We start from the raw sequence: 14,248 nt of genomic DNA on the forward strand, positions 1-14,248 counted from the left end.
TCAGAGGACCGGGAGCATCCGGTCGCGCTCGAAGGCGGAGACCTGGGTGCGGTACTCCTCCCACTCCGCGCGCTTGTTGCGGAGGAAGAAGTCGAAGACGTGCTCGCCGAGGGTCTCGGCCAGCAGCTCGGAGTCCTCCGCGATGCCGATCGCGTCCCACAGGCTCTTGGGCAGCGGGGCGATGCCGAGCGCCTTGCGCTCGCGCTCGGTGAGCGACCAGACGTCGTCCTCGGCCTCGCGGGGCAGCTCGTAGCCCTCCTCGATGCCCTTCATGCCGGCGGCCAGGATCACCGCGAATGCGAGGTAGGGGTTGCAGGCCGGGTCGATGGTGCGCAGCTCGATGCGGGTCGACTGGCCTTTGTTGGGCTTGTACATCGGCACGCGGATCATCGCCGAGCGGTTGTTGTGCCCCCAGCACACGCCGGACGGGGCCTCGCCGCCGCCGAGCAGCCGCTTGTAGGAGTTGACCCACTGGTTGGTCACCACGCTGATCTCGCTGGCGTGGCGCAGGATGCCGGCGATGAACTGCCGGCCGGTCTTGGAGAGCTGGTACTGGGCACCGGCCTCGAAGAAGGCGTTGCGGTCGCCCTCGAAGAGCGAGACGTGGGTGTGCATGCCCGAGCCCGGGTGGGTGGTGAACGGCTTGGGCATGAACGACGCCCAGATCCCCTGGCCGAGCGCGACCTCACGGACCACGGTGCGGAAGGTCATGATGTTGTCGGCCGTGGTCAGCGCGTCGGCGTACCTCAGGTCGATCTCCTGCTGGCCCGGGCCGCCCTCGTGGTGGCTGAACTCCACCGAGATGCCCATCGCCTCGAGCATGGTGATCGCCTCGCGGCGGAAGTCCGACCCGCGCGACTGGGCGGTGTGGTCGAAGAAGCCGCTGCGGTCGACCGGCTGCGGCTCCTCGCCGGCGCCGGGCATGTCCTTGAACAGGTAGAACTCGATCTCGGGGTGGGTGTAGAAGGTGAACCCCTTGTCGGCGGCCCTGCTCAGCGTGCGCTTCAGCACGTGCCGCGGGTCGGCGTACGACGGGCTGCCGTCGGGCATCACGATGTCGCAGAACATGCGCGCCGTGGCCGGGCCCTCGTCGCCGCCGCGCCACGGCAGGATCTGGAACGTCGAGGCGTCGGGGTGGGCGAGCATGTCGGCCTCGTAGACGCGGGCGAAGCCCTCGATGGCCGAGCCGTCGAAGCCGATGCCCTCGTCGAAGGCGTTCTCCAGCTCCGCCGGCGCCACGCTCACGCTCTTGAGGAAGCCGAGCACGTCGGTGAACCACAGCCGGACGAACCGGACGTCGCGCTCCTCGAGCGCGCGGAGTACGAAGTCCTCTTGCTTGCCCATGGCACCAGCCTAGGGGTCGCGGTCGCTGTTAACGTCGACGGTCCAGCCGCCCGACTCGGGCCCGTCCACCACGGGAAAAGGGAGCTGCTCGATGACCGACCCCTCCGCCGCACCTCGCGACCTGTCCTCGCCCACCACGCCGGACGGGTTCCTCCTGGCCCACCTGGCCGAGGAGACCCGCCAGAAGGCGCGCACCGCGCGTGCCCCGGAAGCCACCACGACCGGTGCCGACCAGGGGCTCCTCGACGCGCTCCGCGACGCCGTCGACGACCTCGCGCCCACCCTGCTCGCCGCCAGCCACGACCTGTCCGAGCACCCGGAGGTGTCCTTCGAGGAGCACCGGTCCGCGGCCGCGCTCGCCGACCTCGTCGAGTCGTACGGCATCGAGGTGGTGCGAGAAGCGCACGGCATGCCGACCGCGCTGCGCGCCGAGGCCGGGCCGGCGGGCGCACCGACCATCGCGGTGCTGTCGGAGTACGACGCCCTGCCGGGGATCGGGCACGGGTGCGGCCACAACGTCATCGCCACTGCGGGCCTGGGCGCGTTCCTGGCGCTCGCCTCGCTGGGCGACCGCCTGCCCGGGCGGGTGGTGTGGCTCGGCACGCCCGCCGAGGAGGGTGGGGGCGGCAAGGAGACCATGGCCGCCGACGGCGCCTTCGACGACGTCGACGCCGCACTGATGGTGCACCCCTTCACCTACGACATCGCCGAGCCGCTCTTCCTCGGCCGGCGCCAGCTCCGGGCGACCTTCACCGGGATCACCTCGCACGCCTCGGCCCAGCCGTTCATGGGCCGCAACGCCCTCGACGCCGTCAACCTGATGTACACCGGCGTGGGCCTGCACCGGCAGCAGATGCCGCCGACCGACCGGGTGCACGGCGTGGTCACCGCGGGCGGTGAGCGCCCCAACGTCATCCCCGAGCACGCCGAGATGCTGTTCTACCTGCGCAGCGAGCACCCCGAGGGGCTCGCGGTCCTCAGCGACCGTCTCGCCGACATCGCGCGCGGCGCCGCGCTGATGACCGGGTGCGGGGTCGGGCTCGCCTGGGACGAGTCACCGCCGTACCTCCCGGTCCGGTCCAACGGGCCGCTGGCCGCCGCGTGGACCACCCGCTACGGCGAGCGCGGGCGCACCGTGCTGCCACCAGACGTGGTGCCTCGGATGTTCGCCGGGTCCACCGACTTCGGCAACGTGTCCTACCGGGTGCCGGGCGTCCACGCGATGGTCCGGATCACCGACGCGGACCTCTCGCTGCACACGCGGGAGTTCGCCGAGGCGGCGGTCAGCGAGGAGGCCGACCGGGTGGTCGTCGACGCTGCCTGGACCCTCGCCGCGGTGGCCGCCGACTGGCTGGCCGACCCCGAGCTGCGCGCGGCTGCGGTGGCTGACTTCGAGGACGCCGGTGGCGCCGTCGACGTGCCGTCCTACTTCGGGGAGGCCTGAGATGGCAGACGACACCGTCACCACCACCCGCACCGACCGGGTGCTCGCCTCCGTCGAACGGGTCGGCAACCGCCTGCCCGACCCGTTCCTGCTGTTCCTCGGCCTGTTCCTGCTGGTCGGGCTGATCTCCACCGGGCTCGAGCTCGCGGGGACGTCGGTGACGATCCCCGGCGCTGACGAGGAGACCGCCGTGCGCGGCCTCTTCACCGGCGAGGGGCTCGCCTGGCTGACGGTCAACCTCGGTGCCAACTTCATCGGCTTCCCGCCCCTGGTCACCGTCGTGACGATCCTCCTCGCGGTGACGGTTGCCGAGCGCACCGGACTGCTCTCGGCCGCGATCCGTGCCAGCCTCGGCTCGGCGCCCCGCTGGCTGCTCCCGTACGCCGTCGGGTTCGTGGGGGTGAACGCCTCGGTGATGGCCGACGCCGCGTTCATCGTCGTACCCCCGCTGGCCGCGATGGTGTTCAAGGCCGCCGGACGGCACCCGATCGCCGGTCTCGTCGGCGGCTTCGCCGCGGTGGGTGCCGGCTACAGCACCTCGATGCTGGTGACCAGCCTCGACGCGCTGTTCGCCGGCATCACCAGCTCGGTCACGGCCGGGCTGCCCGACCCCGGCGCGGCCGTCACCCCCGTGTCGAACCTCTGGTTCAACATCGCCTCGGCCGCGGTGCTCGCGCTCGTCGCCGGGTTCGTGATCGACCGCCTGGTCGAGCCCCGCCTCGTGCGCGAGCAGGCGCCGGTCGACATGGTCGAGTCCGACGACGAGGTGGCGCCCGCGGCCGAGGGGACCGAGGACGTCGCGCCTGCACTGCGCGCCACGCCGACCGACCTCTCACCACACCTCGATCCGGCCGAGCGTCGCGGCCTGCGCATCGCCGGCCTGGTCTTCCTCGCGCTGGCGGCCGTCATCGTGGCGGCGGTGCTGCCGGGTGGATCGCCGTGGCGCAACGACGAGGGCGCGTTCCTCCCCGAGTCACCGCTGCTCGACTCGACGGTCTTCATCGTGTTCGTGCTCTTCCTCGGGCCGGCACTGGCCTACGGCTTCGTCAGCGGGTCGTTGCGCCGGGCCGCCGACGTGCCGGCGGTGATGGGCCTCGGCATCAAGGACATGTCGGCCTTCATCGTGCTGGCGTTCATGCTGGGCCAGTTCATCGCCCTGTTCAACTGGACCAATGTCGGGTCCGCGCTGGCTGTCGCCGGCGCCGACGGCCTGGAGTCGATCGGCCTCACCGGCTACCCGGCGATCATCGGGTTCATCCTGCTCGCGTCGGTGCTCAACCTGTTCATCGTGAGCGGGTCGTCGATGTGGACGCTGATGGGCGCGGTCTTCGTGCCGCTGTTCGCCCTGCTCGGCTACGAGCCGGGCTTCGTGCAGGCCGCGTTCCGGGTCGGCGACTCCGCCACCCAGGTGATCACGCCGATGAACCCCTACATCTGGATCATCCTGGTGATGCTCAAGCGCTACGAGCCCGAGGCCGGGCTCGGCACCGTCATCTCCCGGATGCCCCCGTTCGTGGTGCCCTTCTGGATCTCCTGGGTCGCCGTGCTGACGGTCTTCTACCTCACCGGAGCCGACGTCGGTCCCGGCGTCGGCATCCGGATCCAGTGACTCAGCCCTCGGCGGGCGGGTCGCAGAAGTCGATGTCCTGCCCGCCCATCACGCCGTCGTAGACCCGACGCATCGGCGCGAGCCACCCGGGCGTCGTACGCGCCCAGGCGAGCGTGCCGGGCACCTTCCGGGGGGAGGCGCCCACCACGCGGACCTTGCGGGTGCGGATCGTCAGGTCGTACGACGACTCCGCGGTGCCTCCCCAGCAGGCGCTGGCCCGGCGCTCGGCGCGGGCGTCGCGGAAGCCGACGGTGTCGCCGGGATGCGTCCCGGCGTAGCGCATCGCGACGACCGTGACGTAGCCGAGCCGGCGCTCCCACGGCGCCACGAGGCTCAGCGACAGACCGGCCGTGCGGTCGGTCGGCACCCGGAACGTCACGACGCCGTCGACCACCTCCTTCGACCCGGACTCCCAGACGTCCTCGTAGTCGGAGGTGAGGGCCGAGTGGGCGGTGATGTCGCAGCCCTCGCAGCCGGGCGCGTGGATCGTCAGCGTCGTCCTCGGTGCGGCCCGGTCCACTGCCCGGTCCGCGACGGGCGACGGGTCGGCGAGCGCCGGAGCGGCGACCGGGACGAGGAGGGTGGCGAGCAGTGCTCCCGAGAGCAGGCGTGAGGTCATGGTGTGCGTCGTCTTCCTGTGGGTGGTCATTCCGTCCTACCACCGTCAGACGCGCCACGACCGCCGTCACGTTGCGTGTCCGCACACCTCAGTCGTCGCCCAGGGTGTTGCGCTCGAGCTCGGCCAGCGTCGGCCGGCCGCGGTTGCAGAAGACCTCGAGGTCCACGGAGTTGCGGCCGTCGCTGAAGACCGCGTCCACGTCGTCGTCGGGCCCCTTCTCCCAGCTGACCACCCGCCAGCCGGCCGCCCTGTCGGGGCGCGCGGCGACGCCGTACGCCCAGGTGTCGCGGCACTCGACCACGAACGCGCCCCACTCGCCGGACACCTCGTCGCGGACCTTCGGGCCCTCCGGTGAGGGCGCGTCGCTAGGCACCACGGAGATGTCGCCGCTCACCTCGTCGCCGACCGGGCCGCGGTCGCGGATGGTGGCGCCGACGGTCGAGATGGCCAGTACGCCGACGAGCACCGCGACGGCGGTGACGGCGGCCCACAGGCCGACGAGCAGCATCCGACGTCTCACCGGTCCATCGTGCCCCGTCGTGCACCATGGCGAGGTCAGGCGGTGGTTAAGGGAGCGCTAAGGCGGACGTCGGGCGTGGCGGGGTTCGGTACGGTCCCTGCGTGGCCGAGGTGCTGATCATCGAGGACGACGACCGGATCAGGCCGTTGCTGGTCAAGGCCCTGCGCGAGCTCGGCCACACCGTCACCTCCGCGCCGTCGGGGATGGCCGGCCTCCAGCTCGCCGTGGACTCCTCCCCCGACCTCGTGGTGCTCGACCTCGGCCTGCCCGACGTCGACGGCACGCAGGTGCTGTCGATGCTGCGTGCCGTCAGTCAGGTGCCCGTCATCATCGCCAGCGCCCGCGACGACGACCCGTCGCTCGTCGGCGCGCTCGACGCCGGCGCGGACGACTACGTCGTCAAGCCCTTCACCAGCGCCCAGCTCGACGCCCGGGTACGCGCGGTGCTGCGCCGCGTCGAGTCCGGCCGCGAGCGACCCGCCACGATCACCGTCGGCGGCCTCGTCGTCGACCTCGCCGGTCGGCGCGTGCACCTCGACGACCGCGAGGTCGAGCTCACCCCGCGCGAGTTCGACCTGCTCGCCCACCTCGCCGAGCGGCCGGGTGAGGTGGTGACCAAGCGCGACCTGCTCGTGGAGGTCTGGCGCCAGCCGTGGGGCGGCTCCGACAAGACCGTCGACGTCCACCTGTCGTGGTTGCGTCGCAAGCTCGGCGAGACCGCTGCGGCGCCGCGCTACCTGACGACCGTCCGCGGCGTCGGCGTGCGGCTCGCCGTCCCCGAGGACGGCTGAGGTGCGGCGCAGCCTGCTGCTCACGGCCGCGGCGGCCGTCTCGATGGTGCTGCTCGCGATGCTCGTGCCGATGGCGATCCTGGTGCGCAGCTATGCGCTCGAGGACCGCCTGGCGCGCGCCGCGCTGGAGGTCCAGGCCGTGGAGACCGTCGTCTCGCGGCATGACGACAAGGGCTCGGTCGCGGTCTACGTCGACCGGCTCAACGACGACGAGCCCAGCGCCCGCGTCACCGTGCTCTACCCGGACGGCACGGGCGTCGGGCCCGACCCGGGCGAGGACGCGAAGGTGCTCGACGCCCGCAACACCGGCCGCGCGCGCGTCGACGACGTGTCCGGCGGCTCGCAGATCCTGGTGCCGGTCTCGCGCGGCGGGAACTCCGCGCTCCCCTCGCAGACCCCGGTCATCCGCGTCGTGGTCGACGAGCCCGGGTTCGACTCGGTCGTCGGCCTGGCGTGGGCGCTGCTGGCGCTGCTCGGCCTGGCGCTGCTCGTCGGGTCGCTCGTCGTGGTGGACCGGCTCGGCCGGTCCTTCGTCCAGCCGATCCGGCGGCTCGCCGAGCACACCCAGACCCTCGGCCGTCCCGGCGAGCCCGCTCCGCTGGCCGCCGTCGAGGGACCGGCCGAGGTGCAGGAGCTCGGTGCCGCGATCGACCGGCTGGTCGGGCGGATCCAGCTGCTGCTCTCCCGCGAGCGCGAGTCCGTCGCGGATCTCTCCCACCGGCTCCGCACGCCCGTGACCGCCCTGCGGCTGCGCGTCGAGGCGGTGGCCGACCCCGAGCTGCGCGAGCGCCTCGGCGGCGACCTCGACGCGCTCCAGGCGACCGTCGACGAGATCGTGCGCGAGGCCCGGCGCTCCGAGCGGGAGGGGCTCGACCCCCGCACCGACGTCGTACCGGTGCTGGCGGAGCGGGTACGCCACTGGGCACCCCTCGCCGAGGACCTCGGCCGGCCGTTCGAGCTCGACCTCGCCTCGTCCGGGCCGCTGCTGCGCACCAGCCGCGCGGACCTCGAGGCGCTGGTCGACGTGCTGCTCGACAACGTGTTCACCCACACCGCCGACGACGACGCGGTGCGCGTCACCCTGACGTCGTACGACGACCGGGTGGAGCTGGTCGTCGAGGACGCGGGCCCCGGCCTGCCGAGCGGCCTGGACCCGACCGGGCGGGGCGCCAGCGGTGCCGGCTCGACCGGCCTCGGCCTGGCCATCGCCAGCCGCACGGCCGAGGACTCGGGCGGCGCGCTCACGACAGGTGCTTCGGACATGGGTGGAGCCCGGGTCGCCGTCACGTTGCGGACGGCCTGACCCGGGCTCCTGGCTGGTCGAGAGGGGTGTCCCTCAGACGGTGACCTTCGTCGAGCAGGCGCTGCCGCCGGCCGGCTTCACGGTGAGCTGGTAGGTGTCCTTGCCGCGCGTGTTGCGGGTCGAGGTGTCGAGGTCGAGCTCGCCCTCGTCGTCGGCCTTGAGGGTCCGGGAGACCGCGACCTTGCCGTTGTGGCGGATCGCGACCTGCCAGGTGCTGTAGGCCTTGGCGTTCTCGAGGTCGGCGTCGACGTCGTACCCGCCCCGCTCGCGGTCCACCGAGAGCTCGAAGGTCGCGCCGGCACAGGTGCCGCGGCGCTCGACGTCGGCGTGGGCAGGAGCAGCGACGAGTGCGGTCGAGCCGACGGCAGCAGTGGCGACTCCGGCGATCAGGATCTTCTTCATGGGGTGTCTCCTCGTGTCTGGTGATGTGGTGGTGGGTCGGTCAGGAGCCGAGCGAGGCCGTGCAGGGCTCGCCGTCGGCGGGGGTGAAGGTGGCGGTGTAGGTCGCGTCGCCGGGGTTGCCCGAGCTGAACGCATCGACGTCGATCTCGCCGTCCTCGTCGGTGGTGCGGGTGCCCTCGAGCAGGGACGTGTCGCCGCGCACGAGCGCGACCTCCCACGTCTCGCCGGGGCCGGAGGACTGGATCTCGGCACTCACCTCGGTGCCGCCGTCCTCCCCCTCGACGCTGAGCTCCCAGGTGGCGCCGCCGCACGTGCCGCGCTCGGTGGTCTGGGCCTCGACCTGCCGGTCGATCCCCCACGCGGTGCCGGCACCGACCACGACCGCGGCCGCGACCACGCCGCCGATGACTAGCTTCTTGCGCACTGTTCCTCCTCGTCCGGACGCCGGGCTGGCGTCATGGAAGGAGGCTCGCCGGACCGCGGCTAACCGCGCTCCAGCCCGTGGCTAAGAGCGCGCTAAGGCCGCCCGGCGTCCAGCTCGGGCGGTGAGTGAGGGGGATTCCTACGGTCGGAAATCCTCTTCACGCACCGCTCACGGGCACGGCGTACGACGACACGCCGGCGAGCGGTGAGTGAGGGGGATTCCAGCGGCCAGGAATCCTCTTCACGCACCGCCCGGCGGGACCTCAGGCGGAAGGCACGTCCCGCTCGATCTCGGCGAGCCAGGCGGTGCCCTTGGCGTCGCTCGGCATCCGCCAGTCGCCGCGGGGGCTCATCGTCCCGCTGGCGCTGACCTTGGGGCCGTTGGGCAGGGCGGAGCGCTTGAACTGGTTGGCGAAGAAGCGCTTCACGAAGACCTCGAGCCAGGAGCGGATGTCCTCCAGCGAGTAGGCGACCCGCGCGTCGGACGGGAACCCGGGCGGCCACTCCCCTGCCTCGACGTCCTTCCACGCGTGCCAGGCGAGGAAGGCGATCTTGCGTGGGCGGAAGCCGTGCCGCACGACGTGGGCGAGGGTGAAGTCCTGGAGGTTGTAGGGGCCGACGGAGTCCTCGGTGGCCTGCGGCTTCTTGCCCTCCTCGGTCGGGATCAGCTCGGGGGTGATCTCCTGCTGGAGGATCTCGCCGAGCACCTCGCCGACCTCGTCGCTGAACTCGCCGTGGCTGATCACCCAGCGGATCAGGTGCTGCACGAGGGTCTTCGGCACGCAGGCGTTGACCGTGTAGTGCGACATCTGGTCGCCGACGCCGTACGTGCACCAGCCGAGCGCGAGCTCGGACAGGTCGCCGGTGCCGACGACGATGCCGCCGCGCTGGTTGGCCAGCCGGAAGAGGTAGTCGTAGCGCAGGCCGGCCTGCACGTTCTCGAAGGTGACGTCGTAGACCTTCTCGCCCCGGGAGTAGGGGTGGTCCATGTCCTCGAGCATCTGCTCGGCCGCGGGCCGGATGTCGAGCTCGGCGAAGGTGACGCCGAGCGCCTCGGAGAGCCGGGTGGCGTACGACTTGCTGGTCGCGCCGGTCGCGAAGCCGGGCATCGTGAAGGCCAGTACGTCGCTGCGCGGGCGCCCGAGCCGGTCCATCGCCTTGCACGCGACGATCAGCGCGTGGGTGGAGTCCAGGCCGCCGCTGACGCCGATCACGGCCTTGGGCGTGCCGATCGAGGACAGTCGCTGCTCGAGGCCGGAGACCTGGATGTTGTAGGCCTCGTAGCAGTCGAGCTCGAGGCGCGCCGGGTCGTCGGGCACGAACGGGTAGCGGTCGACCTTGCGCCGCAGGCCGATGTCGCCGGCGGGCGGGTCGAGCTCCCACTCGACCGTGCGGAAGCGGTGCACCCGCTCGTGGTGCGTACGCCGGTTGTCGTCGAAGGAGCCCTGCCGGATCCGCTCCTGGCGCAGCCGGTCGAGGTCGACGTCAGCGATGGTGACCCGCGGGCCGTCGGGGAACCGCTCGCCCTCGTCGAGCAGGTCGCCGCACTCGTAGACGAGCGTCTGCCCGTCCCAGCTGAGGTCGGTGGTCGACTCGCCCTGCCCCGCCGCCGCATAGACGTACGCCGCCGCGCACCGCGCGCTGGCACTGCGGACCAGCAGCCGACGGTCCTCGGCCCTCGCGACGGTGATCGGTGAGCCGCTGAGGTTGGCGAGCACGGTCGCCCCCGCCAGCGCGGCCTCGGCGCTCGGCGGCACCGGCACCCACATGTCCTCGCAGACCTCGACGTGCAGGTCGAGGCCGGGGACGTCGAGGCAGCGGAAGATCAGGTCGGGCCCGAAGCGCACGTCCTGGCCGGCGACGGAGATCCACTCGAGCTCCCGGTCATCGCCCGGGGCGAACCAGCGGCGCTCGTAGAACTCGCGGTAGTTCGGCAGGTACGACTTCGGCGCGACGCCGAGGATCGCCCCGCGGTGCACCACGACCGCGCAGTTGTAGACTCGGTTGCCCTGCGCCAGCGGCGCGCCGATCACCAGTGCGGTCATCAGGTCCGCGCTCGCGGCGACGATCTCGGCGATCGCCTCCTCGACGGTCGCCAGCAGGGTGTCCTGGAGGAAGAGGTCGTCGACGGAGTAGCCGGTCAGGCAGAGCTCGGGGAACACCGCGACCGCGACGTGGTCGTCGTGGCAGGCCTGCGCCTGCTCGATGACGGCGGCCGCGTTGGCGGCGGGATCGGCGAGGTGCACCGGCAGGGTGACGGCCGCGATGCGGGCGAAGCCCTGCGCGTAGGCGGAGTAGAAGTCCACGCCCTCACTCTAGGGAAGGCGAGCCGGCCCGCGGCCCAACCGTCGGGGTAGTCCAGTGACGAATGGCTGCCGCTCCCCGGTAGTCCAGTGGCGAATGGTCGTCCCGGGGACCGCAGGACGACCGAAACCCACTGGATTACCCCGGCAGCCGAAACTCACTGGACTACCCCGGCGTGACGGCGCGAGGGTGCAGGCATGTCGCTCGAGATCACCCGCTGCGTCACCGACGAGGACTACGAGGCCTGGCGCCAGGTGCGAATCGCGATCCTCCCCTACGAGCGCACCGTCTCGGTGGCCGAGCTGCGCGAGGGCGACTCGCCCGACCGGCTGATGGTGCTGGCCCGCGAGGACGGCGTGGTCGTCGGGCACGGCCTGTCCGACCGGTCCGACAGCGCCGGCGGCGGGTCGGTCATCCCGCGCGTCCTGCTCGATCACCGCCGTCGTGGCACCGGCACCGCGCTCCTGAACCACCTCATCGAGCACGTCCGCACCCTGGGCGTCCCGACCCTGAGGGCAGGCGCCGACGACGAGGGGTCGCTCGCCTTCGGCCACCGCTTCGGCTTCACCGAGGTCAACCGGGAGGTCGAGCAGACCTTCCACCTCGACGGTCCGGTCGACGTCGGCGAGACCCCCGTGGGGATCGAGGTCGTCACGGCCCAGGAGCGCCCGGGCCTGTGGGAGGCGTCGTACGAGCGCTTCGGGCTCGAGGCGATCGCCGGCTTCTCGGTCGACACCCCGCTCCAGGTGACGCCGGAGAACTGGGTACGCGAGTGGCTGGGCGACCCGATGTTCCTCGGCCTGGCCGAGGGCGAGGTCGTCGGCTGCGCGGGCCTGGGGCTCGACCCGGACAACCCGACGCGCGCCGAGCACCTGCTCACAGCCGTGCGCAGCGACTGGCGCGGCCGCGGCCTCGCAGTCCACCTGAAGCTGCGCACCCTCGCGTGGGCCTCCGACCACGGGCTGACCGAGGTCTACACCTGGACCCAGGACGGCAACGCGGCCATGCGGGCGCTCAACACCCGCCTCGGCTACGCCACCACCCGCGTGGGGATCCAGCTGGCACGGCCGCTCGACCAGCCCTGAGCACCCTTTACCCCCGCCCGCTGCGCCACTAGCGTCGCGGAGGTGCGCCCACTTCTCCGCACCACCCTCGCCCTGTCCACCGCCGTCCTCACCGCGCTCGCGTTGGTTCCCGCCGAGGCGTCCGCGCCACCGGGCACAGGTGCACGGGCGGCGGTGCCCGACCTGAGGATCCGCACGGTCGCGCGCGGGCTCGAGACCACGTGGGACGTCCAGCAGGCGCCCGGCGGCCGGCTGCTCGTCACCGAGCGCAACCGCGCCCGCATCAGCGTCGTACGCAAGGGGAAGCGGCACACCCTCGCCAAGCTCTCCAAGCTGGTGTGGGTCTCCGGCGAGACCGGCCTGATGTCGATGGCCGTCGACGCCGACAAGCGCTTCCTGTGGGCGTGCCACGGGCACATGACCGGCAGCGGACCCGAGGTGATGGTGTCGCGCTGGCGCGTGGACAAGAAGTGGCGCAAGGTCGCCCACCGCCGCACGATCATCTCCGGCCTGCCGTCGACCAGCGGTCGGCACGGCGGCTGCCGGCTGCTGCTCGAGCGCGGCAGCGACGCCCTGCTCGTCGGCACCGGCGACGCGGCGACCGGCACGAACCCGCGCAACCTCGACTCGCTCGGCGGCAAGGTGCTGCGGGTGCACCGCAACACCGGCGCGCCGATGTCCGACAACCCGTACGCCGGCGCCACCACTGCCCGGCGCTTCGTGTGGACCTGGGGCCACCGCAACGTCCAGGGCCTCGCCCAGCGCGCGGACGGCTCCCTGTGGTCGGTCGAGCACGGCAGCTACCGCGACGACGAGGTCAACCTGCTCGTCAGGAACGGCGACTACGGCTGGAACCCCGTGCCCGGCTACAACGAGTCGGTGCCGATGACCGACCAGTCGCTGCCCGGTGAGCAGCAGGAGGCGAAGTGGTCCTCCGGCGACCCGACGCTCGCGACCTCGGGCGCCGCCTGGGTCAGCGGCGCGAAGTGGGGCGACCTCGACGGCACCCTCGCCGTGGCGGCGCTCAAGGCCGGCGAGGTGCTGTTCATGCGCTTCGACTCCAGCGGCACGCTCCAGTCGGTGGTCCAGCCGCCGGCGCTGCAGGCCTTCGGGCGGCTGCGCTCGATCACCGCGGCGCGCAACGGCGACCTGCTCATCACCACCGACAACGGCAACGACCGGGTGCTGCGGGTGTCCCCGCGCTGACGACGCGTGACCAGCGCCACAGGGTCGCTACCGACGGGTCCGCACTAGCCTGAGAAGTGGTCCGTGGACTCCACCAGGGAGCTGCGAGATGACGAGGAGCGACCCATGCCTGCACCCGAAGAGACCGCCCCCTACGGCTCCGGCCAGGGTGCCCCCGCGGCGGCCCCGGCCAAGCGCGTGCGCACCCATCACCTCCGGGAGATGAAGGAGCGCGGCGAGAAGATCACCATGCTGACGGCGTACGACATGTACACCGCGGCGACCTTCGACGAGGCCGGCATCGACCTGCTGCTCGTGGGCGACTCCGCCTCCAACAACGTCTTCGGCAACGAGACCTCGCTGCCCGTGACCGTGGACGAGCTGCTCCCCCTCACCCGGGCGGTCGCGAGGTCGACCAAGCGCGCGATGGTGGTCGGCGACCTGCCCTTCGGCAGCTACCAGGCCTCCCCCGAGCAGGGCTACCTGACGGCCGTGCGCTTCATGAAGGAGGCCGGCGCCCACTGCGTGAAGCTCGAGGGCGGCGCCGAGATGGCACCGGTCATCGAGAAGTGCACCCGGGGCGGCATCCCGGTGATGGCGCACATCGGCTTCACCCCGCAGAGCGAGCACACGCTCGGCGGCTACCGCGTGCAGGGACGCGGCGACGCGAGCGACCGGGTCATCTCCGACGCCCGTGCGGTGCAGGAGGCGGGCGCGTTCGCGGTCGTCATGGAGATGGTGCCCGGCGACGTCGCCGAGCGGATCAGCAAGGAGCTGACCATCCCGACGATCGGCATCGGCGCCGGCGCGGGCTGCGACGGCCAGGTGCTGGTCTGGCAGGACGCCTTCGGGCTGCGCACCGGCCGGATGGCGCGCTTCGTCAAGCAGTACGCCGACGTGCACTCCGTGCTGCTCGACGCGGCGAAGGCGTACGCCGACGACGTCCGCGGCGGCACCTTCCCCGGCGCCGAGCACACCTTCTGATCAGCTCCAGCCGAGCACCGTCGCGCCGCCGATGACGGCGGCGAGCCACACGACCGCCACCACGGCCGGGAGCACCACGACCGCTCTCGGCCGGGTGGTGAACCACGCGACCGCCAGCAGGAGCGCGCCCAGCCAGACGAGGGCGAGCGCCGCGATCGCCCACCACGGGGCGCCGACGGCGACCGGGGTCGCGCCGATCAGGAACGCGACGCACGCCAGCCCGACCAGCCCCACGAAGGGCCAGGGCGAGAGGGGC

The 14,248-nt window shown here is 72.3% G+C and carries 14 protein-coding genes; 7 read left to right on the forward strand and 7 right to left on the reverse strand.

Going from position 1 to position 14,248, the window contains the following annotated elements; translation table 11 throughout:
* Window positions 1-1,344 carry a type I glutamate--ammonia ligase gene (gene glnA, locus J2X46_RS22205; protein WP_310254464.1) on the reverse strand — a complete coding sequence of 448 codons (1,344 nt, stop codon included), beginning with the start codon at window positions 1,342-1,344 and terminating at the stop codon, window positions 1-3.
* Window positions 1,345-1,435: 91 nt separating this feature from the next.
* On the opposite strand from glnA, the gene J2X46_RS22210 reads away from it, so the two are divergent.
* Together J2X46_RS22210 and J2X46_RS22215 are read left to right on the forward strand one after the other, a co-directional pair.
* Entirely contained in the window at window positions 1,436-2,788 is a 1,353-nt protein-coding gene (locus J2X46_RS22210) for a M20 family metallopeptidase (protein WP_310254466.1), read from the forward strand.
* 1 nt (window position 2,789) lies between these two features.
* Window positions 2,790-4,397: an AbgT family transporter gene (locus J2X46_RS22215; RefSeq protein WP_310254467.1), complete on the forward strand. Its 1,608-nt coding sequence runs from the start codon at window positions 2,790-2,792 to the stop codon at window positions 4,395-4,397.
* 1 nt (window position 4,398) lies between these two features.
* Here the strand turns inward: J2X46_RS22215 and J2X46_RS22220 are convergent, their stop codons facing one another.
* Window positions 4,399-5,016 (reverse strand): hypothetical protein, encoded by a 618-nt coding sequence (locus J2X46_RS22220; protein WP_310254468.1) that lies wholly within the window; start codon window positions 5,014-5,016, stop codon window positions 4,399-4,401.
* An 88-nt stretch (window positions 5,017-5,104) separates the two neighbouring features.
* Complete coding sequence (locus J2X46_RS22225) at window positions 5,105-5,536, reverse strand: hypothetical protein (RefSeq protein ID WP_310254470.1); 432 nt, start codon at window positions 5,534-5,536, stop codon at window positions 5,105-5,107.
* Window positions 5,537-5,637: 101 nt separating this feature from the next.
* Between J2X46_RS22225 and J2X46_RS22230 the strand changes: the two genes are divergently transcribed.
* Window positions 5,638-6,327 (forward strand): response regulator transcription factor, encoded by a 690-nt coding sequence (locus J2X46_RS22230; protein WP_310254472.1) that lies wholly within the window; start codon window positions 5,638-5,640, stop codon window positions 6,325-6,327.
* Between the two features lies 1 nt (window position 6,328).
* A complete protein-coding gene (locus J2X46_RS22235; protein ID WP_310254474.1) occupies window positions 6,329-7,630 on the forward strand; it encodes a HAMP domain-containing sensor histidine kinase in 1,302 nt (433 codons plus the stop codon).
* Between the two features lie 33 nt (window positions 7,631-7,663).
* Here the strand turns inward: J2X46_RS22235 and J2X46_RS22240 are convergent, their stop codons facing one another.
* The 3 genes from J2X46_RS22240 to J2X46_RS22250 all read right to left on the reverse strand — a co-directional run bounded on the left by J2X46_RS22240 (window position 7,664) and on the right by J2X46_RS22250 (window position 10,761).
* A complete protein-coding gene (locus J2X46_RS22240) occupies window positions 7,664-8,032 on the reverse strand; it encodes a hypothetical protein (RefSeq protein ID WP_310254476.1) in 369 nt (122 codons plus the stop codon).
* 40 nt (window positions 8,033-8,072) lie between these two features.
* Window positions 8,073-8,456 carry a hypothetical protein gene (locus J2X46_RS22245; RefSeq protein ID WP_310254478.1) on the reverse strand — a complete coding sequence of 128 codons (384 nt, stop codon included), beginning with the start codon at window positions 8,454-8,456 and terminating at the stop codon, window positions 8,073-8,075.
* Window positions 8,457-8,718: 262 nt separating this feature from the next.
* Window positions 8,719-10,761 carry an NAD(+) synthase gene (locus tag J2X46_RS22250; protein WP_310254479.1) on the reverse strand — a complete coding sequence of 681 codons (2,043 nt, stop codon included), beginning with the start codon at window positions 10,759-10,761 and terminating at the stop codon, window positions 8,719-8,721.
* Window positions 10,762-10,956: 195 nt separating this feature from the next.
* Here J2X46_RS22250 and J2X46_RS22255 point away from each other — a divergent pair, with 195 nt between their 5' ends.
* From J2X46_RS22255 to panB, 3 genes are all read left to right on the forward strand, one after another.
* Window positions 10,957-11,844, forward strand: coding sequence for a GNAT family N-acetyltransferase (locus tag J2X46_RS22255; protein WP_310254481.1), 888 nt, complete (start codon window positions 10,957-10,959; stop codon window positions 11,842-11,844).
* Between the two features lie 42 nt (window positions 11,845-11,886).
* Window positions 11,887-13,029, forward strand: coding sequence for a PQQ-dependent sugar dehydrogenase (locus J2X46_RS22260; RefSeq protein ID WP_310254482.1), 1,143 nt, complete (start codon window positions 11,887-11,889; stop codon window positions 13,027-13,029).
* Between the two features lie 105 nt (window positions 13,030-13,134).
* Entirely contained in the window at window positions 13,135-13,992 is an 858-nt protein-coding gene (gene panB / locus J2X46_RS22265) for a 3-methyl-2-oxobutanoate hydroxymethyltransferase (protein WP_310254484.1), read from the forward strand.
* Here the strand turns inward: panB and J2X46_RS22270 are convergent, their stop codons facing one another.
* Entirely contained in the window at window positions 13,993-14,226 is a 234-nt protein-coding gene (locus J2X46_RS22270; RefSeq protein ID WP_310254485.1) for a hypothetical protein, read from the reverse strand.
* Window positions 14,227-14,248: the final 22 nt, after the last annotated feature.

Source organism: Nocardioides sp. BE266 (genome assembly GCF_031457855.1).
Lineage (GTDB): Bacteria > Actinomycetota > Actinomycetes > Propionibacteriales > Nocardioidaceae > Nocardioides.